Origin of the sequence: Metabacillus lacus (genome assembly GCF_009674805.1) — a bacterium.
Taxonomy (GTDB): Bacteria; Bacillota; Bacilli; order Bacillales; family Bacillaceae; genus Metabacillus_C; species Metabacillus_C lacus.
In genome coordinates this window covers 66,629-92,685 of record NZ_WKKI01000007.1, presented here as the reverse complement: position 1 = coordinate 92,685, position 26,057 = coordinate 66,629, and the positions used below count along the sequence as shown (strand labels likewise).

The window sequence follows — 26,057 nt, the reverse complement described above, 5'->3', positions numbered from 1 at the left end:
GATACTATTTTACTACAGTGGAGCTATCTTGCCTTCATATATGCTCTGTTAGCAGCATTCTATTATACCATACATCAAGCTGCTTCTGTCTAAAAGGAATAAATTGGAAAGTTGTTTAGCTGTAGTCAATTTTTGCAGGAGCAAAGGAGTACATTTAGGGACATAAAAAGAGGCCGGGGTTCTGCAGAATGTGTACAAAGGTGAACGACGCTTATGATTTCTTATGCTTTTTGCCCAGTAAAAAACAGCCTTTCGGCTGTTTTTAATTAAACATGCTTATTTAAAAGTTCCGCAAGAGCTTCTTTCGGCTGATAGCCTACTGCTTTATCAACAACTTCGCCGTCTTTGAATACAAGCAGTGTAGGAATGCTCATCACTCCAAATTTACCAGCAGTTTCTTGATTTTCATCTACATCAAGTTTTACGATTTTCACTTTTTCTCCCATATCTTGATCAAGCTCTTCAAGCACAGGTGCAATCATTTTACAAGGTCCGCACCAAGGAGCCCAGAAATCAGCCAGAACTACGCCGTCGTTTGTTTCTGCAGAAAAGTTTGAATCCGTTACATTTGTAATTGCCATGAGTATTCCTCCTATATAGGTAAAATGTATACCCAGTATACCACCCGCGCCGGGATAGTTGCGAATGATTTGCTTCACTTATACCTTTCCCAGTCCTAACCCTATTTAACACATGGCGAGGGGGAAACTTAACTGAATTTCACCTAGCTGGCTCTTTATAGGTGTATGCTAAGCAATCAACGACAACAGGCTGCCTTGCGGCAGCCCTTTTTGATTCATTGCATACAGCTGCACAAAGTATCTCCGTCTGCTTAGGCAGATTGAACTTTCAGCTTTTTGAATTCTTCCGTTAGCAGCGGAATTACCTCAAACAGGTCACCCACAATTCCATAGTCCGCAATCTTGAAAATGTTCGCTTCCGGGTCTTTATTAATTGCCACGATAATTTTTGAGTTAGACATGCCGGCAAGATGCTGAATAGCACCTGATATACCGCAGGCAATATACAGATCCGGTGTGACTACCTTGCCTGTCTGCCCGATTTGCAGAGAGTAATCGCAGTATTCCGCATCACAAGCGCCCCTGGAAGCTCCGACAGCGCCGCCCAAAACATTCGCAAGCTCCTGAAGCGGCTGAAATCCACCTTCGCTTTTCACACCTCTTCCGCCGGCTATAATTACTTTTGCCTCGGAAAGGTCTACTCCTTCTGCAGCCTTGCGGACAACTTCTTGTACAACAGTTCTGATATCCTTAATCTCCACCGTCAGTGTGGATGCTTCACCCGTTTGGGAATCATTTTTCTCCAAAGGAGCAATATTATTCGGCCGGATTGTCGCAAAGATTGTTCCATCTGTAACAATCTTCTTTTCAAATGCCTTACCGGAATAAATCGGCCTTGTAAATACGATATTTCCTCCTGCAGCTTCAATATCTGTCGCATCTGATACCAGACCTGTATTCAGGCGGGCCGCCAATTTTGCAGACAAATCTTTTCCAAGAGCAGTATGCCCAAAAATGATTCCTTCCGGGCTTTCCTGTTCTACTGCAGCCATGACTGCCTGCGTATAACCATCAGGCGTGTAATTTTCAAGAGTATCATTTTCAACCGTCAGCACTTTGTCGGCTCCATATGCATAAAGCTCTCCAGCAAGACCCGCAATATCCTTGCCAATTAATAAAGCTACCACTTCTCCGCCTTCTGATACAGTTTTCCCCGCAGCAATTGCTTCAAAAGATACATTTCGAAGGGAGCCTTCCCTAGCTTCACCTAATACCAATACTTTTCTCGCCATCCCATTTTCCCCCTGTCTTTAGTAATCCATGTTATCAAAAAATTAAATTACTTTTGCTTCCGTACGCAGCAGACCTACTAATTCTTTTACCTGATCATTTAATTCGCCTTGCAGTATTCTGCCTGCCTCTTTTTTAGGCGGAAGATAAATTTCAATTGTCTTTGTTTTCGCTTCCACATCATCCTCAGAAAGGTCCAAATCATCCAGTTCAAGCTCTTCAAGAGGTTTTTTCTTTGCTTTCATTATACCCGGCAAAGACGGATATCTCGGCTCGTTCAGACCCTGCTGTGCAGTCACAAGCAAAGGAAGAGATGCTTCAATCACTTCTGAATCACCTTCAACATCTCTGGTAACGGTTACATTACTTCCGCTGATTTTCAGCTCCGTAATCGTAGTCACATAAGGAATATCCAGGAGCTCTGCCAATCTTGGACCAACTTGTCCGGATCCCCCGTCAATTGCAACATTTCCGCCAATAATTAAATCAGCTTCCTTATCTTTCAAATATTGGGCAAGAATTTTTGATGTTGTAAATTGGTCGCCATTTTCCACATCATCTTCTGTGTTGATGAGTACAGCCTTGTCACAGCCCATCGCAAGAGCAGTGCGCAGTTCCTTTTCTGCCTCTTCTCCCCCTACAGTGACAACGGTGACTTCTCCTCCTTCAGCATCACGTACAGTAATGGCTTCCTCAATTGCATACTCATCATAAGGATTAATGATGTATTCTGCACCGTCTTCCGCTATTTTCCCGTTATTTACCGTGATTTTTTCCTCTGTATCAAAAGTTCTTTTCATTACGACAAAAATATTCATGTTAATCCCCCTGTCAGATTGAAAAATTTCTCCCTAAAAAAACTATTCTCCCTTAAATTGCGGTGTTCTTTTTTCCAGGAAAGCTGAGATTCCTTCTTTGGCATCAGCACTTTCAAAGACTGTACCAAACATTTCTGCTTCCTTGGCCGCTGCATCATGATATGATGCCGTTTTAGATTCATTGAGCAGCTGTATTGCTGCAGCAACAGCAACAGGTCCTTTTTGCGAAAATTTTGCAGCGAGCTCAGCGGCTTTAGTAAATAACTCATCATCGCTGTAAGCATGATTGGCAAGTCCAAGCTCTGCTGCCCTTCTGCCTGTAATAGGCTCACTTGTGAGCAGCATTTCCAGCGCCATTGCCCTTCCTACGTACCTTGGCAGCCTTTGAGTGCCTGCAAATCCAGGAATCAGGCCCAGCTGCAATTCAGGAAGGCCAAGCTTAGCGGATTCAGTCACCAGCCTTAGATGGCAGGCCATCGCAAGCTCCAGCCCCCCGCCCAAAGCGGCTCCATGTATAGCGGCAATAATCGGTTTAGGAAAAGTTTCCACCCTCTCAAAAAGATCCTGCCCCAGCTTTGCCAGCCTGGAAAATTCGGATCCGTTTGGAATAGAAGTGAACTCTTTAATGTCCGCCCCTGCGGAGAAGAATCTTCCTTCTCCTCTCAGTATCAGAACTCTGACTTCACGATCTGTCTCCACTTCATCAAGCAGTGCTGACAATTCCTTTAATACTGCTGAGGACAGCGCGTTAGCTGGAGCATGCTGAATTGTAATGGTCGCTGTCATGCTCTCTTTTTCAAGTGTAAGAAAGTCCAAACTTTTCACTCCCTTCAAGGATTGAAAAAAAGCCGTTTACCTTTTCCCGAATCCGTAAATTAATAATTCCTGTACTTTTTCTGCATTGGAAACCAGATCGTACTTTTGATCATTCATAACCCATGTTGTGACTGTTTCATCAATCGTTCCGAAAATCATCTGCCTTGCCAGCCGCAGATCCAGGGTGCTGCTGAATTCTCCGCTATCTTTTCCGGCGAGAATAATCTGATCTACAACATTCAGATAGTTCTTCAGCACTTCATTGATGCGGAGCCTCAATTCCTTATTCGACTGCCTGAGCTCCAGCTGAGTCACTATGGCAAGGTGGCAGTCTTCAGACAGCAGGGAAAAATGCTTTTGTATCAGCATGTATAATTTCTCTGCTGCACTTTCCTTTCCTGCAATCTGCTCTTCGATTTTTTCAATAAAGGTTCCCATTTTTTCCTGAAAAAGCGAAACAAGGATGTCCTCTTTATTTTTAAAATAGAGATAGATGGTTCCATCCGCTACTCCCGCCTGTTTTGCTATCTTGGAAACCTGTGCTTGATGATAGCCGTTTTCAGCTATAACAATAACGGCTGCATCAATAATCTGCTTATATTTTGGTTTTTTTTGTTTCAAATCTTTTCTTTCCCTTCAGAAAAAATGAATGAATCATCATTCATAATTCCATCATAAAAATTTTCACGGTTTCTGTCAAGTGCAAAATGACTATTCTTCTCTATTAGATTGTAACTCATGGCTTGTACAAGTACAAGGAGCACCTCCTGCGTGCAAGGAGGCAGAATGTCAGGTTACTCTGCATTCTTCAGCTTTTCTTTTTCTTCATCTACCAATGCTCTTCTCAGTATCTTCCCAACAGCAGTTTTCGGCAGTTCTTCCTTGAACTCGTAGATTCTTGGAACTTTATAAGCGGCAAGATGCAGTCTAGCAAATTCATTAAATTCATTCTCGTCTGCTGTTTCTCCGTCTTTCAATACAATATATGCTTTTACGGTTTCTCCCCGGTACGGATCTGGTATTCCTGCAACAACTGCTTCTTTCACTTTAGGGTGTTCATATAGTACTTCTTCTATTTCCCTGGGATAAATATTAAATCCTCCCGCGATAATCATATCTTTTTTCCTGTCGGCAATATAGAAGTATCCATCTTCATCCATATAGCCAATATCGCCTGTGTACAGCCAGCCGTCCTTCAGCACGGCATCCGTTTCCTCAGGCTTATTCCAATATCCTTTCATGATTTGCGGCCCTGATACAATGATTTCTCCCAATTCCTTAGGTTTTGCCTGCTCTCCGGTTTCCAGTGACAGGATCATTGACTTGGTATTGGGCCACGGGACACCTACGCTGCCGATTTTCCGTTGATCCCATAGAAAATTGGCATGTGTGACTGGAGATGCTTCAGACAGTCCATATCCTTCAACAAGCTTGCCTCCTGTGACTCTCTCAAATTTCTCCTGAACATCAATTGGAAGCGGGGCTGATCCGCTGATACAGCTGTCTATTGATGATAAATCATATTTAGCAATGTCAGGATGGTTGAGCAATGCAATATAAATGGTAGGAGCACCCGGAAAAAGGGTCGGCTTTTCTTTTTGAATCGCTTTTAATGTATCTCCAGGATCAAACTTAGGCAGCAGCACCATCTTATATGCCTGCATCACAGACAGATTCATAACAGTCGTCATTCCGTAAACATGAAAAAAGGGCAGAATGCCAAGAACCACTTCTTCTCCTTTTTTGCAGCGGTACATCCATGCAGAACACATGGCGGTATTAGCTACCAGATTTTCATGGGTCAGCATGACTCCTTTGGGAAATCCTGTCGTTCCGCCGGTATACTGCAGCAGTGCTGTATCTTCTTTGACATTGATCTCATATTCTTTTGCCTCAGGTTTTGACTCAGCCAGTGCTCTGGTAAACAGATGGGTTTTACCCCCATGTTCTGCTTTCACAACTACACCATGCTGCTTTTTTTGGATGAACGGGTATATCAGGTTTTTTGGAAAGGGAAGATAATCCTTTATTCCTGTTACAAAAATATGTTCCAAACTTGTTAACGCTTTCATTTTAGAAACCCTCGGGTATAAAAGATCCAGCGTAACAATATAGCGGGAATGGCTGTCCTTCAGTTGATATTCAAGCTCGCGTTCCATGTACAAGGGATTCGTCTGAACGACTATTCCTCCTGCCAGCAGCGTGCCATAATAAGCGATAACCGCCTGAGGGCAATTCGGCAGCATAATAGAGACTGTTTCTCCCTGGGTAAGCCCCGTTTTTTGAAGATAGTTTGCAAATTTGAGTGACTGATTATAAAGATTCTTGAAAGAAAGCTTCTTCCCCAAAAAATGAATGGCGATTTTGTCAGGATATTCCTCTGCTGACTTTTTTAAATAATACTGCAGAGGTTTCTGGTCAATTTCCATGTTCTTTGGAATCTCGCCAGGATAATGGTCCAGCCAAGGCTGTTGAAGTTCCAATATAATTCCTCCTTTTATTTTAAGACTTTTGGCTTATATATAAGTATATCTAAAATATATTCAGAAATGAAAGTATTTTTATATTATTTCGTCAATTTAAGTTCTTTAGGCCCCGAACAAAACTGGCTGGTGTGTTCTCCGGTTGGAATCAAAAAAAAGCTTAGAAGCACCGCTTCTAAGCCAGGATCATATAAATAATTCCAACAATGATAAAAAGGGCACAGCAGGCCAGCAGTACTTTAGCCAATGTTTCCATAGTATCCTCTCCTTAAATTCCCGCTCCGATTACGTAGGACAAGCCAATCGAGATTACCATTGAGATAAAACCGACCGCCCGGTTGTCTTTTTGAATTTCCTCATCAATTTTAAATCTTGGAGTCAGGAACTCATAAATGAAGTAACCTAAAAGGAGGAGGATAAATCCAAACACGCCCCATTTCATCATTTCAAACAATGTATCATGCTGCTGAATGGAAAAACGAAAGATGTTAGCAATACCGAACATTTTCCCTCCGGTAGCCATTGCAACTGCCAAATTCCCCTTCTGAATTTCCTCCCAGTTTTTATATTTTGTCACAAGTTCGAAAACGGTCAGAAAGACAATTGCACATAATATCACAACGCTGAAATATGCGGCTGTTTGCACCAGTTCATGCTCCCAAAAAGAATTCATCCTCATTCTCCCCACTCACTTACTTTAATTCCACTACAGTAATGCCTGAACCGCCTTCTCCAGCTTCGCCAAACCGCGCTTTCTTGACATTGCGGTGATTGCTCAAATACTCCTGTACTCCTTTTCGAAGGGCTCCAGTTCCCTTCCCATGAATAATGGAAACACGCGGATATCCGGCGAGTACAGCGTCATCAAGATATTTATCAACTTTTAACAAAGCTTCCTCATAGCGGTCCCCTCTTAGGTCAAGCTCCACAGAAACATGGTAGTCCTTTCCTTTTACAGAAGCGAGCGCTTTTTGTTCAGTTTGTTTCGGTCCAGACAGGTATTGCAAATCCCGCTCTTTTACTTTCATTTTCAAGATGCCGAGCTGAACATTCCATTCTTTTTCTCCTGTTTTTTCAATCAGTATTCCTTTTTGATTAAAGCTGATTACTTTTACTTCATCCCCTGATTTGAAGGATTGATCCTTTTTATCCTGAGAAGGCTTGCTTTTTCTGCTTTTTTCGAATACTGGAAGAGCTTCTTCAAGCCGTTTTTTCGCATCTATCAGTTCATGCTCTTTGACAGCGGCATTTTGCTCTTTTCTCATTTTCCTTAAGGATCCAATGATTTCTTCAGCCTCTTTTTGGGCCTCCCCCACTTTTTGTTCAGCTTGGCGTTCTGCTTCTTCAAAAAGCTTGTCCTTGTCCTCGTTAAACTCTAATACCTGACGCTGAAGTTCCTTATGAAGCGCTTCGGCCTCTTTACGGAGTGTTTCAGCATCTTGCAGCTCAGCTTCTGCGCTTTTCCTGCTTTCTTCCAGGGAAGCAATCATGGCATCCACTTCGTTTGTTTCGGCGCTGATTTGTGATTTTGCATCCTGAATGACATGATCCATCAATCCAAGTCGTTTGGAAATTTCAAACGCGTTGCTTCGGCCCGGAACACCAATTAAAAGCTTATATGTCGGGCTGAGGGTTTCAACGTTAAATTCCACACTGGCATTCATAACGCCGGTTCGATTATAGCCGTAGGCCTTTAATTCAGGATAGTGGGTGGTGGCAACAACCCTCGCTCCCCGGTGATACACTTCATCTAGTATTGAAATGGCGAGGGCAGCTCCTTCCTGTGGATCTGTTCCCGCGCCAAGCTCATCGAATAACACCAGGCTGTTTTCATCTGCTTTATGCAGAATTTCGACTATATTCACCATATGAGAGGAGAATGTACTTAGATTTTGTTCAATAGACTGCTCATCGCCGATGTCTGCAAACACTCCTTCAAAAACAGCAAGTTCAGACCCGTGCAATGCCGGCACATGCAGCCCTGCCTGCGCCATCAGGGTAAACAAGCCGATTGTTTTCAGGGTAACCGTTTTTCCCCCGGTATTCGGACCTGTTATGACAATGGTAGAGTAATTCTCTCCCAAAATGATATCATTGGCCACAACTTCATCTGCCTGAAGAAGAGGATGCCGCGCTTTCAGCAGCCTGATGATTCCCCTTTTATTCATTTCGGGCATGGAGGCTTTAATGGCCTTTGCATATTTTGCTTTGGCAAAAATGAAATCAAGCTCCGCCATAACAGCTGTATTTTCCAGCAGTACCTGCTCTTCTTCAGCCACTCCCTCTGAAAGGAGGCGCAGAATTCTTTCAATTTCTCTTTTTTCTTTTACTCTTGCCTGCTGAAGCGTATTATTGATTTCAACCACAGCCTGCGGCTCAATGAACAGTGTTGCTCCTGAAGCGGACTGATCATGAACAATTCCTCCATAAGCTGATCTGTATTCCTGTTTAACAGGAAGGACAAAGCGGTCATTTCTAATCGTTATGATTGCATCGGAAAGCATCTTCTGTGAAGAAGATGACCGGGTCATAGACTCCAGCTTTTCTCTGACGCGCGCCTCCAATGTTCTCAGCTGGTTCCGTATCCCCCTGAGCGTTTCGCTCGCTCCGTCGAGCACCTCGCCATTATCATCGATGCACCGCTGAATTCTTCGCTCGAGATCCGTCAGCGGGAAAATCCTCTCAATATATTCACTCAAATGAGGAAGAATTGTTTCTTCATTTTCCAGTACATCTTCAATAAATTGCTTAAACTGCCGGCTTGCATAGATGTTGCCTGCAATCTCTATTAATTCTGCGGCACTCAGAATACTGCCGATTCCCGCTCTTTTGATGGCGCTCCTTACATCGGTCAGCCCGCCAAAAGGTGCATGTCCTTTAAGCCTCAGTACAGTGGCAGCTTCATCCGTTTCATGCTGAAGACGGGTTATCCGTTCTAAATCAGTTGAAGGAAGCAGCCCGGCAGCCTTTTCTCTTCCCAGGGAAGATGATACATGCCGGCTGAGCTGCTCCTTTACCTTATCAAATTCAAGTACCTTTAATACACGCTGCTGCAAGGCAAAACCTCCTAATTTTAATGTGTTGTGTTTCGGTTCAGATATTTTTTGAGATCTTCTTTATCCCAAGTATTAATAACATTGTCTTTTTGAATCCAGCCTTTTTTCGCAGCTGCAACCCCAATCTTCATATCTTCCAGCATCTGAATGCTGTGGGCGTCAGTGTTAATCGCAATTTTCACGCCTGCTCCCTGAGCTTTTTTGATGTGTTCTGCTGCAAGGTCCAGTCTGTGCGGATTGGCGTTTAATTCCAGAACTGTACCGGTTTCTTTCGCTAGTTGAATGAGCATGTCCATATCTACTTCATAGCCTTTTCTCTTCCCGATAATTCTTCCGGTAGGATGGGCAATCAAATCTACATGCAGATTTCTCAGAGCAGTAGTGAGCCTTTCCATAATCACATCTTTTGGCTGTGAAAATCCAGAGTGAATTGAAGCAATAACAAAGTCCATTTCTTTCATAATCTCATCATTGTAATCCAATGTTGCATCAGGAAGAATGTCCATTTCAACTCCGGCGAAAATCGTAAAATCTTCAAATTTGGCATTAAGCCTGTTTATTTCTTTTCTTTGTTCTTTGAGCCTTTGGGGAGTCAGACCGTTTGCTACCTTTAAATATTGAGAATGATCTGTGATGGCCATATATTTATAGCCCTTGGCCCTGCAGGCTTCCGCCATTTCCTCAATGGTGAAAGCACCATCGCTCCATGTTGAGTGCATATGGAGATCTCCCTGAATATCACTGAGTGAAACAAGCGGATGCTTCTCTTCGCAGTATATATCCACTTCTGTGCCATCTTCTCTTAATTCCGGAGGAAAACACGGCAGCTGAAAATAGTTGTAGAATTCCTCTTCACTGCTGAAATGTGTCACTTCTCCCGTTTCCAGGTTTTCAACACCATATTCACTGATTCTTTCTCCACGCTCCTTCGCCAGCTGTCTCATTCTTACATTATGATCCTTAGAGCCGGTAAAATGATGAAGCGTTGTAGCGTAATGTTTTTCTTCAACAATGCGGAAGTCTGCATTCACTTCAAAATCATATTGCAGCTGTACGGAAACCTTGGTATCCCCGCTTGCAACCACATCTGACAGCCTTGGCAGCTTCAGGAGCTGTTCCCTGACTTTCTCAGGATTGTCTGCTGCAATAATATAATCTAGATCTTTGATGGTTTCTCTCAGGCGTCTTAAACTGCCTGCTCTGGAAAACCTGCTGATACCGTCACATGAACTTAAATACGCTTCAATATCCAATGCAATCGGAAGCATAAAAGCAACAGGAAGCCGATCCGGACGCTTACCTGCTTCTTCAATGGCTTCAAGGATTTTTTCCTCCGTTTTTTTGCCGAACCCGGCAAGATGCTGCACTTTATTCTCCAGACAGGCCTGCTTCAGCGTCTCCATGCTGTCTATATTCAGTTCTTTATAAAGCTTGGCTATTTTTTTCCCGCCCAGTCCCGGCAGGCTTATTAATGGAAGTAATCCCTGAGGTACTTCCTCCTGAAGAGTCTTTAATGTTTCCGACTCTCCTGTTTGAATGTATTCTTGAATCACGGCTGCTGTCCCTTTTCCTATGCCTGAAATCAGCGTAAGATCTTCAATCGCAGAAAGGCTCCGCTCATCATGTTCAAGGGCATTGGCCGCTTTTCTGAATGCTGATATTTTAAAAGGGTTTTCCCCTTTCAATTCCATATATAAGGCAATGGTTTCCAGCAGCTTGATCACATCTTTTTTATGAATGGTCATTGCTTACACCCTTCCTGGTTATAAGAAATTATCTACTAAAATTCTACAATACTTTTATCATACCTTCATACTTTGCGGTTCTTTTAAAGCCGCAAACTGCAAAAAACTTCTCAAAAACGAGAAGTTATCTGCCCTCCGCCATATGTCATCCATAATTCATTAATCTTGTCCGAGAAATATGGTGTGGAGTTTACAATTAAATCTGCCAGTGTAGAAGAATTCATCGCTGCCTGAACCCCTTGTATTGGAAGCAGCCCTGCTATAAACAACAGGATAAATAAGATCAAGTATATTTCAACAAAGCCCAGCAGCGCTCCCGCTGCCCTGTTAAGCTGCTTTAAAATAGGCAGCATTGTAACGAAGTCGAGCATGGAGCCAATAATCTGCATAAGGATTTTCGTCCCGATAAACAAGATTACAAACGCTATAGCCCTGTAATAGGCAGCTTCCAGATTATCTCCAGAGAAGAATGAAATAATGGAGCTCCCTTCGCCGAAATTGGGATAGGGAATCCAAAGTGTTAATTTTGGAGCAAGCTCACCTGAATAGCGGTAAGCAACAAAATATGCTGCAACAAAGCCGGCAAGGTGGACAATCTGTAAAAAGAAGCCCCTTCTCAGGCCAACCAGGGTCCCCATTATGAGGATAATTAGTATTCCTACATCAAGCATGTATACGTCAATCCTTTTCTTTTAGTTGCATTTCAAGTTTTTCAAGCTGTTCTTTAACCTTTAAATAATCATGCACGACATTCACTGCTGTCAAAACTGCCAGTTTATTAATATCGAGCATGGGATTTGCACTGCTTATTTCACGCATTTTATCATCAACAATTGAGGCAACCAGCCGTACATGGCTTGTACTTTCGGTCCCAATAATTGAATATTGCTGGCCATATATATCAACCGTTGTTTTCTTTTTTGGATGATTTCCCAAAGTACATCCTCCATTCGTAAAAATCCTAATCTATATCATACCATGTTACCTTCCAGATTGGAAAGAAGTCACGGTACATGTATGATAGACATAGATACTCAATACATGTTATGCACAGTTTACAATGTAGAAAGGAAGTTTTCCCATGTCTCATGCCGTTCTCACTGTTTCAGGAGATACAATGATAAAGATGAAAAAAGCGTATCAAAAGCATCTCAGCCCCAAGACTCCGCCGGGGGGAGTTTTTGCCGCGAAGTTAACCGGCTGCACAATCACAGCCTATCAATCAGGAAAAGTACTATTTCAAGGAGTCTCTGCCGCTGAGGAGGCCGGCAAATGGGGATCTCCTGCCCCTGGCAAGCCCGTACAAAAAGTTTCGAAAGCACCGTCGATTTTCAGTCCGCCCCCTAATATTGCAGAGCTTTCCATCGTTGGTTCTGACGAAGTCGGTACCGGCGACTTTTTTGGCCCAATGACCGTGACTGCTGCCTATGTAAAAAAAGAGCAGCTGGGTCTGCTTAAAGAAATCGGTGTTAAGGACTCAAAAAATTTGAATGATGACCAAATATCTGCCATTGCCAAAGATTTGCTTCATATTATTCCATACAGCCTGCTGATTCTGCATAATCCAAAATATAACGAGCTGCAAAAGCAGGGAATGTCACAGGGAAAGATGAAGGCTTTGCTTCATAATAAAGCCATCTCAAATCTCTTGGAAAAAATAAAGCCTGATGTACCTGAAGGAATTCTCATCGATCAGTTTGCGGAGCCTGGCGTTTATTATAACTATCTCAAATCTGCGCCCCCCTTTAAAAGTCAAACATACTTCAGCACGAAGGCAGAAGGAATACATCTAGCCGTTGCAGCTGCTTCAATTATCAGCCGATATTCATTTGTCAAAGAGTTTGAAAAGCTTTCGAAATCAGCTGGCATGATTCTGCCAAAAGGTGCCGGCCCCAAAGTGGATCAGGCTGCAGCAAAACTGATTAAAAAGCACGGAAAGGATTATCTTGCAGCATTTACAAAAGAGCACTTCGCAAACACACAAAAGGCAAGAAAGCTGGCAGGCCTTTAAAAATCTCATTGTGAAGATGGCTGTGCCGGCATGCAGGTGTCAAGTGCAAAACGCACCAAGCCTATAACTGATGAAAAACAAAAAAAGATGACCTGAAGCGCCGTCTTCCAACGGCGCTTCAAATCATCCCCAGGGGCAGCTTCATGGCTGCCTCTATTTTCTATGAACGAAGTGCTGCTCCAAACTTTTCTTGAACAGCAGCCATTACCCTTTCATGGGCAGCAGTTACATCTTCATCAGTCAGAGTTCGCTCCGGATCATAATATTTTAAAGAAAATGCAATGGATTTTAAACCATCCTCAAGGCGGTCCCCTTCATAGAGATCAAAGATGGATACTTCTTTCAACAGGCTTCCTCCAGCTTTTGCTATTGCATTCTTTACTTCTCCTGCAACGATTTCCTTGCTGAGAACCAGGGCAATATCCCTCGTAATGGAAGGAAAGCGCGGAATAGCCTGATACACTAATGAAGCTTCATTCTGCTGCAGAAGCTCAGAAAGTGCCAATTCAAAAACATACGTTTCAGTTAAATCCAGATCTTTTTGAACAGTTGGATGCAGCTGTCCAATCAGACCGATTTTTCGCCCGTCAAGTAACAGTTCAGCTGTTCTTCCAGGATGCATACCTTCAGCTTTAGCCTGCTTATACTCAACCTTTTCCAGAAGACCTAATTCTTGAAACAAACCGTCCAAAATGCCTTTTGCTACGAAATAATCCACAGCTTTTTTCTCAGACTGCCATGGATGCAAATGCCATAACCCGGTAATGACACCTGCCAGGCGTTCCTTTTCAAGTGGCTGGCTTTCTCCTGACTGTGCCAGAAATACAGAACCAATCTCATAAATAGCGACTCTGTCATTCTGCCTTGCAAGATTATATTTGACTGCCTCAAGCATTTGCGGAAGAAGACTTTGCCTAAGCACGCTCCGCTCTTCACTCATCGGCATTGCCAATTTAGTCAAAGACGTTTTTTCGAGAGCGAACTGCACAGCTCTTTCTTCATTTGTCAAAGAGTATGTGATGGACTGGTATAGCCCCGCACCTTCTAAAAAGCGTCTCACACTGCGTCTTTTTTCCTGATAAGAAGTTAACGTTCCCGGTTTTGTTTCCATTACCGGCAATGTTGAGATGATATTATCGTATCCGTATAACCTTGCTACTTCCTCCACCAGATCTTCTTCTATCGTAATATCTCCTCTTCTTGTTGGCACTGTAACAGTAAATATTCCGCCTTCAAGAGCTGCCTGAAATCCGAGTCTGTCAAAGATCGATTGAACATCTTCGTCGGAAACAAACATTCCGAGAACAGAACTGATTTTTTGCGTGGAAATGGAGATCACTGCAGGTTCCACAGTCATTTCATTACTCTCAGGAGATCCTTCGAGTACTTCTCCTCCTGCATACTCAGCCAAAAGCTGTGCTGCACGTTCTGCCGCAAGAGGTACTCTTTCAGGAGCTACACCTTTTTCAAATCTTGCACTGGCTTCACTGCGAAGTCCATGATCTTTGGATGCTCTTCTGATAGATTGGCCTTCAAAATAAGCAGACTCCAGAAGAACTGTGGTTGTTTCTTCACTTACTTCTGAATTGGCGCCGCCCATCACGCCTGCAAGCGCAACCGGCTCCCGGCCGTTTGTAATCACAAGATGCTCTTCTGACAGTTCACGTTCCTGGCCATCTAAAGTAACAATTGTCTCCCCTTTTTCGGCAAGGCGGACGACTACCTCTTTTGACCCAAAACGGTCATAGTCAAAAGCATGCAAAGGCTGGCCGTACTCCATTAACACATAGTTAGTAATATCCACTACATTGTTGTGGGGACGGATACCCGCTGCCATCAGGCGCGTCTGCATCCATAGAGGTGATGGACCTACTTTTACATTTTTAATAACTTTTGCGATATATCTTGGATTTTCTTTGACTGCTTCAACCTTTACCGAAATATAATCAGAAGCCTTGCCGCCACCGGCAGGATATACTGCCTCCGGGTATTTGGCTTCTCTGCCGAGAATAGCTGCCACCTCATGGGCTACACCCAGCATGCTCAAAGCATCAGCTCGGTTAGGCGTTAATCCCAGCTCAAGAACCGCATCATTCAGATTCAATTTCTCCAAAGCATTCATGCCCGGTTCGGCATCTGATGGAAAAACAAAGATTCCTTCAGCGAACTCTTTAGGCACTAGCTTTCCTTCAACACCAAGTTCCTGAAGGGAACAAATCATTCCGTGTGATTCTTCGCCGCGCAGCTTTGCTTTTTTAATTTTAAAATTTCCCGGAAGGACAGCGCCAACTTTTGCAACCGCTACTTTTTGGCCCTGATCAACATTGTGAGCACCGCAAATAATCTGAACAGGCTCCTCCGCTCCGATATCAACAAGACACTTGTTCAGCTTGTCGGCGTCAGGATGCTGCTCTCTGCTCACAACATGGCCGATCACTACACCTGATATGCCTTCATCTAATACATCCACTGCTTCTACTTCAATCCCGCTTCTGGTGATTTTTTCTGCAAGCTGTTCAGGAGTAACCCCGGAAAGGTCGACATATTCCTGCAGCCATTTATAAGAAACAAACATATTTTATCCTCCTGCTATGCTCTTTTGAATTGTTTTAAAAATCTGATATCATTTGTATAAAAGTGGCGAATATCATCAATGCCGTATTTCAGCATGGCAATTCTCTCCGGCCCCATTCCAAAGGCAAATCCCTGATATACTTTCGAATCAAATCCAGCCATTTCAAGTACATTAGGATGAACCATTCCGGCCCCAAGAATCTCAATCCAGCCGGTACCTTTGCAGACGCTGCATCCTTTTCCTCCACATGAGAAGCAGGAAACATCTACTTCTACAGATGGTTCAGTGAATGGGAAAAAGCTGGGTCTTAAACGGATTTCCCGGTCGTCACCAAACATTTTTCTGGCAAATACCTCTAAAGTTCCCTTAAGATCACTCATGCTGATGTTTTCATCCACAACAAGTCCTTCAATTTGAGTAAATTGATGAGAATGTGTCGCATCATCACTGTCCCTGCGATATACCTTTCCAGGACAAATGATTTTTACAGGTCCTTTTCCGTCATACTTTTTCATGGTTCTTGCCTGCACAGGCGAGGTATGTGTTCGAAGCAGAACTTCATCAGTTATATAAAAGGAATCCTGCATATCTCTTGCCGGGTGTCCTTTAGGAAGATTCAGCGCTTCAAAATTATAATAATCTGTCTCTACTTCTGGTCCTTCTTCAATGGAATAGCCCATGCTCAAGAAAAGGTCCTCTATTTCTTCAATGACAGCTGTAATGGGATGATGATTTCCGATTAGTACCGGATTTCCCGGGAGTGTAACATCGATGGTTTCTGAAGCGAGCTTCGCTTCTACCGCAGCAGCCTCAAGCCCCTCCTGCTTTGCTGCAATGCTTGCAGCTATCGATTCTCTCACCTCATTTGCCAGCGCCCCCATTTTCGGCCGTTCTTCTGCTGACAGCTTTCCCATTCCGCGCAGAGCCTCTGTAATTGGCCCCTTTTTTCCCAAATAGGAAACTCTGATCTCATTCAGGCTTTTCAAGTCGGAAGCATTTTCTATTGAACTCAGCGCTTCCTGCTGCAATTGCTTTAATTGATCTTGCATAGCAGATCCTCCTTATATTTATGGTGTTTTCACTTTGACAGGTCTGCAGGAGACCTGGTACAAATGTGTTTATCTAACATTTAACAGCTTTCATGGCGGCTCCCCGTAAATCTTAAAAACAAAACAAAAAACCCGCCCCAGGAAAGGGACGAGTTTTCATTCGCGTTACCACCCTTGTTAACAGCACGTGTTTCACATGTGCTGCTCACTTCATTGCTATAACGGCCAAGAGCCGGGGCACCTTTACAAATACTTCTGGTCCAAGTGCCAACTACAGAGGTGAACTTCATTTGCCATGTCATGAAGGTGCTTTCAGTCTGCGGCACCTGTTCCCTGGAAAGACAATGTAACAAACTACTTTTCTCTGTCATTGTTTTTAAACAATATGTAATTGTCTTATATTATAATGAAGAACGCCTGCTGTTGCAACTCTATCCTCGAAGGTGATAAAGGAGAATTCCTGCAGCAATCCCCGCATTTAAAGATTCTGCTTTGCCATAGATGGGAATATACAGATTTTTATCCGTCTGCTGTAAAAGCTCAGGCTGTATTCCCTTTCCTTCATTTCCAATGATCAGCGCAAATTTCTCCGCCGGCTCCACCTGCTGATAAGGATGTCCTCCTTGAAGAGCGGTGCCGTATACACTGATTCCATTAGCCTTAAAATTGTCTATATGCTCAACTATCTCTCCTTTAAAGTGGGCCAGATGAAAGATGGACCCCTGGCTGGAACGAACTGTTTTTGAATTATATATATCCACACATCCTGATCCTATAAAAATCCCATCCATACCGGCTGCATCTGCTGTTCTGATCATTGTGCCAAGGTTGCCGGGATCCTGTATTGCGTCAGCTATCAGCAGGCGCTGCCAGTTTGACGGCGAGGAGACAGCAAGGTGCTCTACCACGGCGGCTGCCCCCTGAGGTGTTTCTGTATCGCTTATTGCTGCCATCACCTGTTTTGTTACATACACAACTTCAAGTCCGCTGATATCCCAGCTCCTTGGAATGGCCGTATTCTCTTCTATTATAAGCTCCAATATCTGTTCTTTTTTCTTAAGTGCTTCCTCAACAAGATGAAACCCTTCCACCAAAAAAGACCGTGAAACGTCCCTTTCCTTTTTTGTGTGCAGTTTTTTCCATCCCTTGACTGTAGGGTTGTTAACTGATTCTATTCTTTTCACTATGTAATTCTCCTTTTTTTCCGCTCTTACTATTATATCTCTTTGATGATACATATTAAAACAGGATTCAGTAAAACATAAAGAAAGATTTTAAAGATAGGAGTGAGGAAAATGAATTTAAACTTAAGACATGCAGTGATTACGAACGTAACGGGCAATGATCAGGGACAGCTTCAAGATACAATCGTTGATGCGATTCAAAGCGGAGAAGAGAAAATGCTCCCTGGACTGGGCGTGTTGTTTGAAGTCATTTGGCAAAATGCATCAGAGGAAGATAAAAAGGATATGCTGTCTACATTGGAACAAGGATTAAAAAAATAACATGGAAGTCCGGAGAAACCAGGTATACTGGCTTTCCGGACTTTTTTTGTTAGCCGGCTGGTCTCCAGCTTGTATACCCTCTCTATATCCACAATAAATGCCAGGGGAAATCCCCTGGCATCCTTTTAGTTATAAGTGATTTCACTGACAGTATCAGCATCAAGCCTTTTCACAACCTCAGTCACCAATTTGACAGTGTTTTCATAATCGTCTCTGTGAAGAAGTGCCGCATGTGAATGGATGTATCTTGTTGGAATGGTAATGGACAATGCCGGAACTCCATTAGCAGTTACATGAATTGCTCCGGAATCAGTTCCTCCTCCAGGCATGGTATCAAATTGATACGGAATACTTAGCTCATCAGCCACAGAGGTAACCATATCCCTAAGCCCTTTATGTGAAACCATAGAAGCGTCATACAGCACAATTCCCGGTCCCTGGCCCACTTTTCCCATTGCATCTTTTTCAGACACACCAGGTGTATCACCGGCAATACCAACATCTACTGCGAAGGCAATATGAGGCTGAATCATTTGTGCTGAAGTTTTAGCGCCTCTCAGCCCGACTTCCTCCTGAACTGTCCCAACTCCGTATACTTCATTTGGGTGATCTTGTCCATCAAGATTTTTCAGGACATCAATGGCAATTGCACAGCCAATTCTGTTATCCCATGCTTTTGCCAGCAGCATTTTCTCATTATTCAGCACAGTAAATTCAAAGTAAGGAACAACCATGTCTCCAGGCTTTACTCCAAAGCCCAACGCTTCTTCCTTGCTGGAAGCTCCAATATCAATAAACATCTCTTTAATATCCACAGGCTTTTTTCGAAGCTCCGGAGGAAGAATGTGAGGAGGCTTTGATCCAATGACGCCTGTTACATCGCCTTTGCTCGTTACAATTGTTACCCTCTGGGCCAGCATGACCTGAGACCACCAGCCGCCAACAGTTTGAAATTTAACAAAACCTTTATCATCAATTTGGGTCACCATAAACCCAACCTCATCCAAATGTCCGGCAATCATGACTTTAGGGCCGCCTGCGAGTCCTGTTTTTTTCGCAATCAGGCTCCCAAGTCCGTCAGTTTTTACTTCGTCAGCATATGGCTGTATGTATTGCTCCATCACTTTTCTAGCTTCGCGTTCATTACCTGCAATGCCCTTAGCATCCGTAAGATCTTTTAGCATTGTAAGTGTTTCATCCAATTTTGCCATTGCATAACCCCCTCTTCTTTCCTTTATTATACTTTAGGATTACTTGTATTCCAAATATCATGCTAAGCTAATAATTTTGTTTTTGTCTTTGATGGTTAATGGTATTTTTTTGCTTATATGCTTCAGTAATGACTTCCTTGGAAAACCCCAGCAGCTCCCCAAGCTTTAAATACGCTGAAAATAATGCATGAAAAGAAGATTCATCACGGGTGTTTTTAAATTCCATGGCAGTCTGGTACACATGCAGAAACTGATGGGTCAATTGTTCCGAGCTGGCAGCACCAGTGGGATAGCCGGCATTTCTATCCGCTTTTATTTCCAGGCCAAGGGATAGAATAAAGTGAATACCATCTACATATTCCTCAAGAATGACAGAGGTTTCAGAAGCACTCTTAACACTCCAGAATTTAAAGCATCGGGTCTCGTTAGCCAATTCCCCAAGCTCAACCAAAAGAGCCAGGCACTTTCTCTCAAACAAGTCTTCTTCCTGCAGGCCATGTTTGTTTTCAATATTATGATCAAGCACCTGCTGCATTTCATACAAATGTTGAAAATTCATAGTATCCTCCTTACAAGCGTGTTTTTTCGTAAAAAAAGTATATCAAATTCACCCAAACATGAAACCTTTTTGCTTTCTGATTCGTATACTAGGCAAAATATGTTTCGGAGGCTGTTTATGATTGTGATTCTGCTTAGGGTTTTATTGTTTGCTGCTATTATTTTCGCCATATACACTGCTGTAAAGTATTTATTTCACCCCATACGCAAACTTGAACTTGCCTATGAGCGCAAAGAGTTTTATTTTATGGATGACAGAGAGAATGTCCGCAGAAATTTTCATCTGACATACAAAGGAGTATTGTTTGAGGGAGAAAAATACCTGGGCACAACAGCTGATTCTTTTGAAGTTGTTTCCATTTTTATATGGACCCATTCTGAAGCTTCATTAAACGGACTCAACAAAGAAGACTTCTTTTTCCTGGAGTCTAAAGTTCTTGAGCATTATCCGCATGCAGTCATTGACTGGAAAAGTCCTATTAAGGAATTTTTAAAAAATTAAAATAGAAGAAACTGCAGCCAGGCAGCAGCAGCGAACAGCTGTATGCCTGTGAGCAGCGGCAAACCAATCCTGAAGGAAGCATGCTTTGTTTTATGCCTGAATGTTCTCATTCCGCTCCAGGCACCTGCTGCTCCACCGAGAATACTCAGTGTCCAGATTCTCGATTCCGGGACTCGCCAATGATTGTTCCGGGCTTTCTGCTTATCTGCATACATTGTTGCAAATGCAGCAAGGTTAACTGCTGTGATATACAAAATTGCCAGCCACTCCATTTCCAAACACCCCTTTATTGAAGATAAGGAAAAAGCCATTCTCCTTTTGAGAATGGCTTTTTTGAATTAAGCGTCCAGTTTTGATTTTGCAGCTTCTGCTAGTTGAGCAAATGCAGCTGTATCGCTAACAGCAAGATCAGCAAGCATTTTGCGGTTCACTTCGATGCCAGCAAGCTTCAAACCGTGCATAAGACGGCTGTAAGAAAGACCGTTCATACGAGCTGCTGCATTAATACGAGTGATCCAAAGCTTACGGAAGTCGCGCTTTTTCTGGCGACGGTCACGATAAGCATACATTAAGGATTTCATTACCTGCTGATTAGCAACCTTGTATAGTGTGTGTTTGGAACCGAAATAACCTTTTGCTAATTTAATGACTTTTTTACGACGTTTGCGTGTTACAGTACCGCCTTTAACTCTTGGCATAGTGAATTCCCTCCTATATAACTAACGATTTATTTTAAGTTGTCTAATAAATGACGAATGCGTTTGAAGTCGCCTTTGCTTACAAGCGTACCTTTGCGAAGCTTACGTTTTTGCTTAGTAGATTTGTTTGCGAACAAGTGGCTCGTGTATGCTTTTGAACGTTTTAATTTACCTGATCCAGTCTTTTTAAAACGCTTTGCAGCTCCACGATGAGTTTTCATTTTTGGCATAGGGGTTTCCTCCTCGTATCAATTACTTTTCGTTTTTAGGTGCAAGTATTAAGAACATACTGCGTCCGTCCATTTTAGGAGCAGTTTCAACTGTTGATACTTCTTCACAGGCTTTGGAGAATCTGTCAAGAACACGCTGACCGATTTCCTTGTGTGTAATCGCACGGCCTTTAAAACGAATCGATGCCTTCACTTTGTCCCCTTTTTCAAGGAACTTGATAGCATTGCGAAGCTTCGTGTTAAAGTCATGCTCTTCAATCGTCGGACTTAAACGAACTTCTTTTAAGTTGATGATCTTTTGGTTCTTGCGAGCTTCCTTATCTTTCTTCTGCTGTTCAAAGCGGAATTTCCCGTAGTCCATAATTCGGCATACAGGCGGTTTTGCGTTTGCTGCAACCATAACCAGATCAAGATTAGCTCTTGTAGCAATTTCCAATGCTTCTTGACGAGACTTAATTCCAAGCTGATCCCCGTTCTGACCGATTAGACGAACCTCACGGGCGCGAATGCCCTCGTTTACTAACATGTCTTTGCTAATAATTAGCCACCTCCAAGGAATTTTAAGTGAATAGTGATTGTCATACTAAAAGTTTTGTTTAGCAATGATTGACACTAATCTGCAAGTTTTTTGTGCAAATAAAAAAGTGCGGGTGCACAAAACACCCACACTACGATTTCAAAAATAATTGATTCGATCTCGTATACCTGCCAACTGCATTTTAGCGTCAATCAGGTGAGAAGCGGGTGCTTCTGCTTGCGTATCATATAAACGACTATTCAATTCACCTTGTAAACTATATCATAGAAAAATCTATTATGTCAAGAAAACAATGTGCACTTTAAACACTAAAAGTAATGTTACCAGATAGTACTGCAAATAGCAACCACTTTTTTACCCCTTCATACTTGTTCCAATATTCGAGCCTTCAATAAAGTGCTTTTGGAACAAGAAGAATAGAATCACGACCGGAAGGAGAACCATGACCGACATTGCCATTAAATAATGCCACTGCGTCTGAACCGTCCCCTTAAACGTCTGCAGTCCTATCTGCAGGGTGTACTTACTTTCATCATTAATGTATAAGAGAGGGCCAAGCAGGTCATTCCATGCTCCATTGAAGGAGAAGATAGCAACAGTGATCAGTGCGGGCTTAACGAGCGGAAGCATGACATGCCACCAAATTTTCAGATGCCCCGCTCCATCCATGACCGCTGCTTCAACCAGTTCATTCGGTATCGTCATCATAAACTGTCTGAGCAAAAAGATAAAAAATGCGTTACCCAAAAATGCAGGCACTATCAGGGGAAGATAGGTATTGATCCAGCCAATTTTAGAAAACAGGACATACTGTGGAACCAGAAGGACAAAACCTGGTATCAGCATTGTCGACAGAACAAGCATGAAGAGAAAGTTTCTTCCCTTAAATTTAATTTTGGCAAATCCATACGCTACAAGCGAGTTGACAAACACACTCCCGATAACTCCGCAAACTGCTATAAACAGTGTATTCATCGTCCAGCGGGTGAATGCGGCCGAACGCCATGCTTCTATATAATTTGACCATTGCGGGTCTTTAGGGATGAAGCTTGGAGGAAATTGCATAATCTCAGCGGGAGATTTTAAGGATGTAGCAATCATCCACCAGACAGGCGACAGGATCAAAACGCTTCCGAGCAGCAAAATCAATGTCAGAAAAAAGTTTTTCATTCTTTTTCTGAATGTCATAGTTTCGTAAAAAGCAGGGAGTGTTTTTGTTTTAGTGGTCATTTGTTGTCGCCTCCCCCATAAAATACCCATTTCTTCCCAAGTTTCATATTGATAAATGTCAGAATCATCACAATGATAAACAGGATCCAGGCCATAGCGGATGCATATCCCATATCAAAAGTTCTGAATGCATTGTTCCACATGTGTAAATTGAAGAATAGAAGGGAATTTGCCGGTCCGCCGCTTCCGTTTTCGGTCATAACATAAGCTTCCTGGAAAATTTGAAACGCTCCAATTGTACTTGTGACAATATCAAAAAAGATAATCGGTGTAATCATCGGCACTGTAATATGCCAGAATTGCCTTAACGGGCTTGCCCCATCAAGTTCCGCAGCTTCATACATCTGCGGCGACACACCCTGCAGGCTGGCAAGATACAGCAGCATGCCTCCGCCCACACTCCATAATTTCATTAATATCAGTGCCGGTTTCGTCCACTGAGGATCAAAGAGCCATGTTGGCCCTTGTATGCCAACAAAGCCCAGCAATGTATTCACAAGACCTGTTGATGGTGCAAGAAGCTGCATCCACAGGAAATATACTGCTACCCCTGACAGAACTGCCGGCAGATAGTAAATGGTTCTAAAAAATGCAATTCCTTTTATCTTCTGATTCATTAAAACCGCTACAAAGATGGCGCCTGCCGTCGTCAGCGGCACCGAAAAAATCACATAAAACGTTGTATTCCACAGAGATGTCCAAAAAAGGTCATCAATGGTAAACATTTTCACATAGTTTTGAAAACCTATAAAATCAAGAGTTGACGTAATATTATAATTCGTAAAACTTGCATAAAGGGAAAACAGCAGAGGGCCAAGAGTTAAGCAAATGAACCCGATAAGCCAGGGACTGATAAACAGATAGCCCATTAGTGTTTCCCTTGATTTCATTTTTTTCAGGGATGCTGTCTTTTGAGGCTCCTTGATGTAAGCCTCTGCAGCCTCTTCAATTTTCTCTTTTTGTTTTTTGGTGCTGACACTTACTGTTGTAGACTCCATATATACACTTCCCTTCGTTACCGGGTCCTTCTCATAAATTTGTTTATTTCATTTTCTCTACCTGACTTTGTGCACGGTTCAATCCATCTTCAGGACTTACACGGCCAAGCATAATTTCATCAATTACAGGATTAATTCTGTCAAGATAATCAGGGTATTTAACCGGCGTAGGGAACATTAGTGTATGTTCAAGATTATCTACAGCAGCTTTATAAACCTCTTCATCCTTGCCTTGCAGGTCATTGATCGTCTGTTCAGCTGCTTCTATATTCGCAACATTGTCGAAGTTCTGCGCTGCCCAGTATTTCTGCGCTTCAGGTCCAGTTAAGTATTTGATAAAATCCGCTGCTTCTTCAGGATGAGATGCTCCCTTAGGAACTTCGGCAACAAAGCCTCCGCCTTCACTGAAATGCTGATCGTTTTCTGTTTTAGCAGGGATTGGGGCTACACCAAAGTCCATATCCTGACCATAGTCGCGAATTTGTGTATAGAAGGTTCCAACATCTGCCCACATGGCTACTTTTCCTGAAATAAACGGATTGGCCTGTTCACTTCCAAATTCTGCTCTGAAAGTCTGAATATTCTGCTGTCCGTATCTCTCCTGCCAGTCAAGCAGCCAGTTCATTGTTTGAATTTTATTCTCAGTCGCAATCTGAATATCTTCATTTTCGCTGATATAACCGTTTCCTTCATCCCCGAAGTTCATCCAGCTTCCGGCTCCAAGGCTTCCAAACAGAGGATAAAAGCCAATTCTTTCATAGCTGCTGCCTTGTTTAATATCAAGTTTTTGAGCATACTCTTCAAGCTCGTCCCACGTTTTAGGCGGTTTGTTCGGATCTAGTCCCGCTTCTCTGAAAGCATCTTTATTATAGAATAATAGTCTGGTATCCGTTACAAATGGAGCAGCGTACGGCTTATCTTCATACAGAACGGTTTCCCAAAGATGAGGATACAGCGAGTCTGCATAAGCGTCATCAAGATACGGGCTCAAATCAGTAGACTGATTGTTCTTCGCTCTGTGGGCTACTGTGTTAATATCATTGATTACGACATCTGCAGGACTCCCAGCGGCTATAGAAGCTAGATTTTTCGTCCAGATATCTCCCCATGGAAGAAACGTGTGCTTTACTTGTACTTTATCCTGTGATTCATTGTAATCAGAAATGATTTTCTCAATAATTGGTCTTCTTGTCTCTGATCCCCAAAATGACCAGAAATCAATAACCACTTTTCCATCTTTCGTCTCAGCGGTTGCTCCTGATTGGCTGCTGTTTCCAGAACAGCCTGCAAGCATGCCTAAGATAAGAATGAATGATAAAAATAAAGTACTAAATCGTTTCATAACTTAAAACTCCTCCTTTTTATAGAACACTTTAGAATGATAAAGTCTTTACCTATATACCCAAGTTCTTTTGACATAAACCCCTTTTTTTCGACAGTCTCAAAATATGATTATCGACATGTTTTTCCAATCAGCAATATTTCAAACGCCTACTTCATAGTTCTTTAGATTTATTATTTTACAATATTTTTACAAAATACTTCCTGTAATTTACTGCTTATCTGTTTTGCTCTGAGACTCCCGCTTCTCTTGCTGCTTCTGCTTCTCCCATAACTGCAGTCTTCCTTTTATCCTTCGAGATACTACTCGTTCTATATATCGTTCATTGGACCCTTGAAAATAAAGTATTTACAAATTATAGATATATAAAGAAGAAATCTGAAACAACAGTGATAAAAAAATATCTGTTTATTTGTGCATTTCCGCGTAGCAGGATAACCTTTTATGTCTTTAATAAAGTGATGCAAAATCACTTACAAAGTTGTAAGGAATCATTATTTTTTACCGGACAGTCACACAAAGAAAAAAGTACAACTCAGAACTCGAAGGTAAGCTATTTCAAAGAGGTTACTGAAAAGAAAGACGCAGCTCTGTAGAATTTATGAGAATAAGGGGGAAAAGGATGTCCCTGTCACCATTGGCTTAGAAAAGAAATGATGAAGAAATATCTTATAAGAATGAAGATTAAGATTGGGAGAGTGATTTTAGGAATTAATAAAAAAAGGAGCGATTGTCGCTCCTTTTTGCTTTTCTTTATGTTGTTTCTTATGCTGTTTTAATCGGTCGTGATTTGTAGTCTGCGAACCATACCCGTTAATACACTAAGGCACCCTTTTCGCAATTTTATTTTGGGATGTGATATTATGATTAACCCATTTTTA

The 26,057-nt window shown here is 42.4% G+C and carries 26 protein-coding genes and 2 other annotated features; of the genes, 3 read left to right on the top strand and 23 right to left on the bottom strand.

Features of this window, described 5'->3' with window-relative positions; genetic code table 11:
• Positions 1-266: 266 nt before the first annotated feature.
• The 11 genes from trxA to zapA form a co-directional block, all read right to left on the bottom strand.
• Positions 267-581, bottom strand: coding sequence for a thioredoxin (trxA, locus tag GJU40_RS06470; protein ID WP_154306941.1), 315 nt, complete (start codon positions 579-581; stop codon positions 267-269).
• Between the two features lie 251 nt (positions 582-832).
• The gene (locus tag GJU40_RS06465; protein WP_154306940.1) at positions 833-1,813 is read right to left on the bottom strand and encodes an electron transfer flavoprotein subunit alpha/FixB family protein; all 981 of its coding nucleotides are present in this window, start codon (positions 1,811-1,813) and stop codon (positions 833-835) included.
• A 42-nt stretch (positions 1,814-1,855) separates the two neighbouring features.
• Positions 1,856-2,629 (bottom strand): electron transfer flavoprotein subunit beta/FixA family protein, encoded by a 774-nt coding sequence (locus GJU40_RS06460; protein WP_154306939.1) that lies wholly within the window; start codon positions 2,627-2,629, stop codon positions 1,856-1,858.
• 42 nt (positions 2,630-2,671) lie between these two features.
• The gene (locus GJU40_RS06455) at positions 2,672-3,445 is read right to left on the bottom strand and encodes an enoyl-CoA hydratase (protein WP_154306938.1); all 774 of its coding nucleotides are present in this window, start codon (positions 3,443-3,445) and stop codon (positions 2,672-2,674) included.
• 36 nt (positions 3,446-3,481) lie between these two features.
• On the bottom strand, positions 3,482-4,066 hold the full coding sequence (gene fadR, locus GJU40_RS06450; protein ID WP_154306937.1) for a fatty acid metabolism transcriptional regulator FadR: 585 nt from the start codon (positions 4,064-4,066) through the stop codon (positions 3,482-3,484).
• 173 nt (positions 4,067-4,239) lie between these two features.
• Positions 4,240-5,874, bottom strand: a complete 1,635-nt coding sequence (locus GJU40_RS06445; RefSeq protein WP_425481203.1) for an AMP-binding protein — start codon at positions 5,872-5,874, stop codon at positions 4,240-4,242.
• Positions 5,875-6,196: 322 nt separating this feature from the next.
• Entirely contained in the window at positions 6,197-6,601 is a 405-nt protein-coding gene (locus tag GJU40_RS06440) for a DUF350 domain-containing protein (protein WP_154306935.1), read from the bottom strand.
• Between the two features lie 19 nt (positions 6,602-6,620).
• Complete coding sequence (locus GJU40_RS06435; RefSeq protein ID WP_154306934.1) at positions 6,621-8,984, bottom strand: endonuclease MutS2; 2,364 nt, start codon at positions 8,982-8,984, stop codon at positions 6,621-6,623.
• A 17-nt stretch (positions 8,985-9,001) separates the two neighbouring features.
• Complete coding sequence (polX, locus tag GJU40_RS06430) at positions 9,002-10,729, bottom strand: DNA polymerase/3'-5' exonuclease PolX (protein ID WP_154306933.1); 1,728 nt, start codon at positions 10,727-10,729, stop codon at positions 9,002-9,004.
• A gap of 110 nt (positions 10,730-10,839) precedes the next feature.
• Positions 10,840-11,400: a CvpA family protein gene (locus tag GJU40_RS06425; RefSeq protein ID WP_154306932.1), complete on the bottom strand. Its 561-nt coding sequence runs from the start codon at positions 11,398-11,400 to the stop codon at positions 10,840-10,842.
• A 7-nt stretch (positions 11,401-11,407) separates the two neighbouring features.
• Positions 11,408-11,665, bottom strand: coding sequence for a cell division protein ZapA (gene zapA, locus GJU40_RS06420; RefSeq protein WP_154306931.1), 258 nt, complete (start codon positions 11,663-11,665; stop codon positions 11,408-11,410).
• Positions 11,666-11,810: 145 nt separating this feature from the next.
• Here zapA and rnhC point away from each other — a divergent pair, with 145 nt between their 5' ends.
• Positions 11,811-12,740: a ribonuclease HIII gene (rnhC, locus tag GJU40_RS06415; RefSeq protein ID WP_154306930.1), complete on the top strand. Its 930-nt coding sequence runs from the start codon at positions 11,811-11,813 to the stop codon at positions 12,738-12,740.
• 160 nt (positions 12,741-12,900) lie between these two features.
• On the opposite strand, the gene pheT is transcribed toward rnhC, so the two are convergent.
• From pheT to GJU40_RS06400, 3 genes are all read right to left on the bottom strand, one after another.
• A complete protein-coding gene (pheT, locus tag GJU40_RS06410) occupies positions 12,901-15,315 on the bottom strand; it encodes a phenylalanine--tRNA ligase subunit beta (protein WP_154306929.1) in 2,415 nt (804 codons plus the stop codon).
• A gap of 14 nt (positions 15,316-15,329) precedes the next feature.
• On the bottom strand, positions 15,330-16,364 hold the full coding sequence (gene pheS, locus GJU40_RS06405) for a phenylalanine--tRNA ligase subunit alpha (RefSeq protein WP_154306928.1): 1,035 nt from the start codon (positions 16,362-16,364) through the stop codon (positions 15,330-15,332).
• A gap of 141 nt (positions 16,365-16,505) precedes the next feature.
• Positions 16,506-16,744 (bottom strand) — a binding site (T-box leader).
• Between the two features lie 51 nt (positions 16,745-16,795).
• Positions 16,796-17,548 carry a TrmH family RNA methyltransferase gene (locus GJU40_RS06400; RefSeq protein WP_343031430.1) on the bottom strand — a complete coding sequence of 251 codons (753 nt, stop codon included), beginning with the start codon at positions 17,546-17,548 and terminating at the stop codon, positions 16,796-16,798.
• 111 nt (positions 17,549-17,659) lie between these two features.
• On the opposite strand from GJU40_RS06400, the gene sspI reads away from it, so the two are divergent.
• A complete protein-coding gene (gene sspI, locus GJU40_RS06395; protein WP_154306926.1) occupies positions 17,660-17,869 on the top strand; it encodes a small acid-soluble spore protein SspI in 210 nt (69 codons plus the stop codon).
• A gap of 125 nt (positions 17,870-17,994) precedes the next feature.
• Here the strand turns inward: sspI and GJU40_RS06390 are convergent, their stop codons facing one another.
• Positions 17,995-19,080 carry a M42 family metallopeptidase gene (locus GJU40_RS06390; RefSeq protein ID WP_154306925.1) on the bottom strand — a complete coding sequence of 362 codons (1,086 nt, stop codon included), beginning with the start codon at positions 19,078-19,080 and terminating at the stop codon, positions 17,995-17,997.
• Positions 19,081-19,147: 67 nt separating this feature from the next.
• Positions 19,148-19,639 carry a dUTP diphosphatase gene (locus GJU40_RS06385; RefSeq protein WP_154306924.1) on the bottom strand — a complete coding sequence of 164 codons (492 nt, stop codon included), beginning with the start codon at positions 19,637-19,639 and terminating at the stop codon, positions 19,148-19,150.
• 117 nt (positions 19,640-19,756) lie between these two features.
• Here GJU40_RS06385 and GJU40_RS06380 point away from each other — a divergent pair, with 117 nt between their 5' ends.
• On the top strand, positions 19,757-20,140 hold the full coding sequence (locus tag GJU40_RS06380) for a sigma-w pathway protein ysdB (protein ID WP_154306923.1): 384 nt from the start codon (positions 19,757-19,759) through the stop codon (positions 20,138-20,140).
• Here the strand turns inward: GJU40_RS06380 and GJU40_RS06375 are convergent.
• From GJU40_RS06375 to GJU40_RS06345, 7 genes are all read right to left on the bottom strand, one after another.
• Positions 20,137-20,412, bottom strand: coding sequence for a DUF1294 domain-containing protein (locus tag GJU40_RS06375; protein WP_154306922.1), 276 nt, complete (start codon positions 20,410-20,412; stop codon positions 20,137-20,139). The genes GJU40_RS06380 and GJU40_RS06375 overlap by 4 nt on opposite strands.
• A gap of 66 nt (positions 20,413-20,478) precedes the next feature.
• Positions 20,479-20,838 carry a 50S ribosomal protein L20 gene (gene rplT, locus GJU40_RS06370; RefSeq protein ID WP_154306921.1) on the bottom strand — a complete coding sequence of 120 codons (360 nt, stop codon included), beginning with the start codon at positions 20,836-20,838 and terminating at the stop codon, positions 20,479-20,481.
• Between the two features lie 29 nt (positions 20,839-20,867).
• Complete coding sequence (gene rpmI, locus GJU40_RS06365) at positions 20,868-21,068, bottom strand: 50S ribosomal protein L35 (protein WP_154306920.1); 201 nt, start codon at positions 21,066-21,068, stop codon at positions 20,868-20,870.
• A 22-nt stretch (positions 21,069-21,090) separates the two neighbouring features.
• Positions 21,091-21,609, bottom strand: coding sequence for a translation initiation factor IF-3 (gene infC, locus GJU40_RS06360; protein ID WP_343031434.1), 519 nt, complete (start codon positions 21,607-21,609; stop codon positions 21,091-21,093).
• 91 nt (positions 21,610-21,700) lie between these two features.
• Positions 21,701-21,830 (bottom strand) — a sequence feature (ribosomal protein L20 leader region).
• A gap of 130 nt (positions 21,831-21,960) precedes the next feature.
• Positions 21,961-22,836 carry a carbohydrate ABC transporter permease gene (locus tag GJU40_RS06355; protein WP_154306918.1) on the bottom strand — a complete coding sequence of 292 codons (876 nt, stop codon included), beginning with the start codon at positions 22,834-22,836 and terminating at the stop codon, positions 21,961-21,963.
• Positions 22,833-23,834 (bottom strand): carbohydrate ABC transporter permease, encoded by a 1,002-nt coding sequence (locus GJU40_RS06350; protein WP_154306917.1) that lies wholly within the window; start codon positions 23,832-23,834, stop codon positions 22,833-22,835. Before GJU40_RS06350 ends, GJU40_RS06355 begins: the two co-directional genes overlap by 4 nt.
• A gap of 43 nt (positions 23,835-23,877) precedes the next feature.
• Positions 23,878-25,176, bottom strand: a complete 1,299-nt coding sequence (locus GJU40_RS06345; RefSeq protein WP_154306916.1) for an ABC transporter substrate-binding protein — start codon at positions 25,174-25,176, stop codon at positions 23,878-23,880.
• Positions 25,177-26,057 lie beyond the last annotated feature (881 nt).

What these genes read in the sequence shown, in the direction of transcription:
- trxA (WP_154306941.1), bottom strand. Translation starts at nt 581, where the DNA reads ATGGCAATTACAAATGTAACGGATTCAAACTTTTCTGCAGAAACAAAC.
- GJU40_RS06465 (WP_154306940.1), bottom strand. Translation starts at nt 1,813, where the DNA reads ATGGCGAGAAAAGTATTGGTATTAGGTGAAGCTAGGGAAGGCTCCCTT.
- GJU40_RS06460 (WP_154306939.1), bottom strand. Translation starts at nt 2,629, where the DNA reads ATGAATATTTTTGTCGTAATGAAAAGAACTTTTGATACAGAGGAAAAA.
- GJU40_RS06445 (WP_425481203.1), bottom strand. Translation starts at nt 5,874, where the DNA reads ATGGAAATTGACCAGAAACCTCTGCAGTATTATTTAAAAAAGTCAGCA.
- GJU40_RS06440 (WP_154306935.1), bottom strand. Translation starts at nt 6,601, where the DNA reads ATGAATTCTTTTTGGGAGCATGAACTGGTGCAAACAGCCGCATATTTC.
- polX (WP_154306933.1), bottom strand. Translation starts at nt 10,729, where the DNA reads ATGACCATTCATAAAAAAGATGTGATCAAGCTGCTGGAAACCATTGCC.
- GJU40_RS06425 (WP_154306932.1), bottom strand. Translation starts at nt 11,400, where the DNA reads ATGCTTGATGTAGGAATACTAATTATCCTCATAATGGGGACCCTGGTT.
- rnhC (WP_154306930.1), top strand. Translation starts at nt 11,811, where the DNA reads ATGTCTCATGCCGTTCTCACTGTTTCAGGAGATACAATGATAAAGATG.
- pheT (WP_154306929.1), bottom strand. Translation starts at nt 15,315, where the DNA reads ATGTTTGTTTCTTATAAATGGCTGCAGGAATATGTCGACCTTTCCGGG.
- pheS (WP_154306928.1), bottom strand. Translation starts at nt 16,364, where the DNA reads ATGCAAGATCAATTAAAGCAATTGCAGCAGGAAGCGCTGAGTTCAATA.
- sspI (WP_154306926.1), top strand. Translation starts at nt 17,660, where the DNA reads ATGAATTTAAACTTAAGACATGCAGTGATTACGAACGTAACGGGCAAT.
- GJU40_RS06390 (WP_154306925.1), bottom strand. Translation starts at nt 19,080, where the DNA reads ATGGCAAAATTGGATGAAACACTTACAATGCTAAAAGATCTTACGGAT.
- GJU40_RS06385 (WP_154306924.1), bottom strand. Translation starts at nt 19,639, where the DNA reads ATGAATTTTCAACATTTGTATGAAATGCAGCAGGTGCTTGATCATAAT.
- GJU40_RS06380 (WP_154306923.1), top strand. Translation starts at nt 19,757, where the DNA reads ATGATTGTGATTCTGCTTAGGGTTTTATTGTTTGCTGCTATTATTTTC.
- GJU40_RS06375 (WP_154306922.1), bottom strand. Translation starts at nt 20,412, where the DNA reads ATGGAGTGGCTGGCAATTTTGTATATCACAGCAGTTAACCTTGCTGCA.
- rplT (WP_154306921.1), bottom strand. Translation starts at nt 20,838, where the DNA reads ATGCCAAGAGTTAAAGGCGGTACTGTAACACGCAAACGTCGTAAAAAA.
- rpmI (WP_154306920.1), bottom strand. Translation starts at nt 21,068, where the DNA reads ATGCCAAAAATGAAAACTCATCGTGGAGCTGCAAAGCGTTTTAAAAAG.
- GJU40_RS06355 (WP_154306918.1), bottom strand. Translation starts at nt 22,836, where the DNA reads ATGACCACTAAAACAAAAACACTCCCTGCTTTTTACGAAACTATGACA.
- GJU40_RS06350 (WP_154306917.1), bottom strand. Translation starts at nt 23,834, where the DNA reads ATGGAGTCTACAACAGTAAGTGTCAGCACCAAAAAACAAAAAGAGAAA.
- GJU40_RS06345 (WP_154306916.1), bottom strand. Translation starts at nt 25,176, where the DNA reads ATGAAACGATTTAGTACTTTATTTTTATCATTCATTCTTATCTTAGGC.